We start from the raw sequence: 3,792 nt of genomic DNA, 5'->3' as shown, positions 1-3,792 counted from the left end.
GTCACTATTGTTCCGTGCGCAACTTTTGCTTTATATACTGCACTGAAATCTATTTTAAATCAAGGAGATGAAGTTGTCATTATCCAGCCTTCTTATTATACCTACGCTCCTTCTGTTGTCATGAACGGGAGTATTCCTGTTTATTATGACTTAGAATATGACTTTACAATAGATTGGGATAAGTTTAAAACCTGTATCACTGAAAAGACCAAAGCAATTATCATTAATTCCCCGCAAAACCCAACCGGAAAAGTCTGGAAACAGGATGATTGGAAACAGTTATATGAATTGATAAGCAACCAGGAAATCTATTTGATTTCAGAAGAGATCTATGATACTTATTGTTTTGATGAAGCTGAACATTACAGTTCATTTATCCACCCTGAACTTAGAAAAAGGACATTCTGTATTTTTTCATTCGGGAAAATGTTTCATACTTCGGGATGGAAAGTGAGCTATATGCTGGCTTCCGAAGAATTAACCGCTTTATTCAGAAGCCACCAGCAATATATTTCCTATAGCGCCAATGCTCCGGCACAATACGCCCTGGCAAAATACCTGGAAATATTTGACCCCTCAGAAAACAAAGCTGTAATGCAGAGAAAGCGGGATATTTTTAATAAGTTGATTACAGAAACGCCTCTTTATATTGAACAAGAAGCTGAAGGCAGCGTTTTTCAGATTGTTAACTTCAGAGATGTTTCCAAAACCATGACGGATGTAGAGTTTTCCAAATGGCTGACTATTGATAAAAGGGTTGCCTGTCTTCCGCTTTCAGCCTTTTATAATTCCAGACAGAATTCAGATTATATCCGTTTCAGCTTTGCTAAGAAAGATGATGTGATTATTCAGGCTTTGGAGCATCTGAGAAAGAATTTATAACAATAAAAATATAAAAAAGCACCGCCAATGCGGTGCTTTAGTATTGTCTATCAATATTGATTAAAGAGCCAGAACTCTCACATCAATTCTTCTGTTTTTGGCTTTGCATTCATCTGTATCATTGGCCTCACAAATTGGATGCTGAGAACCATATCCTTCCGCTTCTATCCTATCAGCTGATATTCCCAACTCCAGCAGCTTAAGTTTTGCAGTCTGAGCCCTAAGATTGGATAACTTCTGATTACTTTCCTCGTTACCGCTGTTGTCTGTATATCCACCTAATTTTATTTTCAGATCAGGATATGCATTCATTATTTCTGCAATATTGTTTAATTGCATTTCATAACCTGCTTTTAAATCACTTGATCCTGTTTCAAAATAAAGGTTTTCAATGGTATACCATTTATTAGGGTCCAGAATGGTCTTATCTTTTTGATTAATTGCATTATAAAGCTGATACAGTTGACTGGCTTCTCCTAACTCGATTGTTTTTCCGCCTTTCAATTTTACTTTTTGCAGGTTTCCTGTTTCATAAACAAAATCTCCACTTTCATTAAGATGTCCTTTCACTTCACCTGGAACAGCCGGAGTTTTAAGGTCTGATGATGTTGAAACAACTCCAGCAACTCCTGTCAGGCTTTCAATTTTCGCTTTTCTATTGGCTTCAATTTTATCCTTATGCAACACCGCTAAAGTGGGTGCAATTACTAATGAAACAATTGACATCAGTTTAATCAGGATATTCATGGATGGTCCGGAAGTATCTTTAAACGGATCTCCTACTGTATCTCCTGTTACAGATGCTTTATGAGGCTCTGATCCTTTATAATAAGTCTGACCATTGATATCAACTCCTTTTTCAAATGATTTTTTTGCATTATCCCAGGCACCTCCCGCATTATTCTGAAACATCCCCATCAATACACCACTTACAGTAGCTCCGGCAAGGAAACCACCCAATACTTCAGGACCAAAAATAAATCCGATCAGTAATGGTGAAATAATCGCAATAGCTCCCGGCAACATCATCTTTCTGATTGAGGCATCGGTAGAGATAGCAACACATTTTTCATATTCCGGCTGAGCTTTCCCTTCTAAAATCCCGGGAATTTCACGGAATTGTCTTCTTACTTCTTCCACCATGGCCATGGCTGCCTGCCCAACGGCTGTGATGGCTAATGAAGAAAATATAAACGGAATCATTCCACCTACAAAGAGACCTGCTAAAACATCAGCCCTGTAGATATCAATACCGTCAATGCCTGCAATACCTACAAAGGCTGCAAACAAGGCAAGGGCCGTTAATGCAGCTGAAGCAATGGCAAATCCTTTTCCTGTAGCTGCAGTTGTATTTCCTACAGCATCCAAAATATCTGTTTTTTCACGAACTTCTTTGGGAAGCTCACTCATTTCAGCGATACCTCCGGCATTATCTGCAATCGGACCAAAGGCATCAATAGCTAGCTGCATTGCTGTAGTGGCCATCATTCCAGCGGCTGCAATGGCCACTCCATATAATCCGGCACATAAATAAGATCCGTAAATACCTCCTGCCAATACAATAATCGGAAGAAGAGTTGATTCCATTCCTACAGAAAGTCCACCGATAATATTCGTTGCATGTCCGGTTGAAGACTGTCTCACAATACTTGAAACCGGTCTTTTCCCCATTGCTGTATAATATTCAGTGATAATACTCATTAAGGTTCCTACAACCAATCCTACCATGATAGCCCCGAATACTCCCATTTTTGTAAATTCATGACCTCTTAAGACCATTTTTTCAGGAAGAAGATAGGTTACCAGGAAATAAGAAGCGATGGCTGTAATCACAATACTGCCCCAGTTTCCTAAATTCAGTGCATTTTGTACACTGGAAGTAGATGAACCTTCATTATCATTGATCTTCACAAATAAAGTTCCTATCATGGAAAAGATAATTCCTGTTCCTGCAATCAGCATGGGTAAAAGAATGGGAGCGAAACCTCCGAATGAGTCATCAGAGATCGTTTCTCTTCCTAATACCATGGTAGCAAGCACTGTAGCAACATACGAGCCGAAAAGATCCGCCCCCATTCCTGCGACATCTCCAACGTTATCTCCAACGTTATCAGCAATGGTTGCCGGGTTTCTTGGATCATCTTCAGGAATTCCGGCTTCTACTTTTCCTACCAGGTCAGCTCCAACGTCTGCTGCTTTCGTGTAAATACCACCACCTACTCTTGCAAAAAGAGCAATGGATTCAGCACCAAGAGAAAAACCGGTAAGAATTTCTATAGTTCTTTCCATTTCATGGGAATCTACTGTGGCATCTGGTGCAAAAATCTGTTTAATAATTAAAAATAAAGCTCCTAACCCCAGTACGGCAAGTCCTGCTACTCCCATTCCCATGACAGAACCTCCTGTAAAGGAAACTTTAAGGGCTTTGGATAATGAAGTTCTTGCTGCCTCTGCCGTTCTTACATTGGCTTTGGTTGCAATTTTCATCCCTATAAAGCCCGCTGTAGCAGAAAAAATGGCTCCCACTACAAAAGCAAGCCCTATACTCCAATGTGAATTGGCATTGCTTGAACCCATTACAGCTAAAAGAATAGCTACAACGACGACAAAATAGGTTAAGATTTTATACTCGGCCTTTAAAAAAGCCATGGCACCATCAGCAATATGTCCGCTGATTGTTTTCATTTTTTCATTTCCGGCATTCTGTTTACTTACCCAGTTGCTCTGAAGAAATGTATAAAGCAAAGCTAACACACCAAAAATTGGCACTAACACAAATAGATCCATAGTTTAATATTTTTTTGGTAATAGAAAAATAAATATAATAAATAATTACCATCAAAGCATTAAAAAAATCACGGACTTATTAGTACCAGTTAAAAGAATAGTCAATATGAATCACAATTCTTC

2 protein-coding genes are annotated in these 3,792 nt (G+C 38.9%); one reads left to right on the top strand and one right to left on the bottom strand.

Annotated features, from left to right (window positions below; translation table 11 throughout):
- Positions 1–882: aminotransferase class I/II-fold pyridoxal phosphate-dependent enzyme (locus tag BBH99_RS10440; RefSeq protein WP_066695295.1), on the top strand; the 882-nt coding region annotated here is incomplete at its 5' end.
- 60 nt (positions 883–942) lie between these two features.
- Here BBH99_RS10440 and BBH99_RS10435 read toward each other — a convergent pair.
- Positions 943–3,669, bottom strand: coding sequence for a sodium-translocating pyrophosphatase (locus BBH99_RS10435; protein WP_066695293.1), 2,727 nt, complete (start codon positions 3,667–3,669; stop codon positions 943–945).
- Positions 3,670–3,792: the final 123 nt, after the last annotated feature.

Origin of the sequence: Chryseobacterium contaminans, from assembly GCF_001684955.1 — a bacterium.
GTDB lineage: Bacteria > Bacteroidota > Bacteroidia > Flavobacteriales > Weeksellaceae > Chryseobacterium > Chryseobacterium contaminans.
The sequence above is the reverse complement of the archived record's forward strand: the minus strand, read 5'-3'. Positions and strand labels throughout refer to the sequence as shown.

Excerpts from the sequence above, each read along its gene's own strand:
- BBH99_RS10435 (WP_066695293.1), bottom strand. The coding sequence starts at position 3,669 with ATGGATCTATTTGTGTTAGTGCCAATTTTTGGTGTGTTAGCTTTGCTT.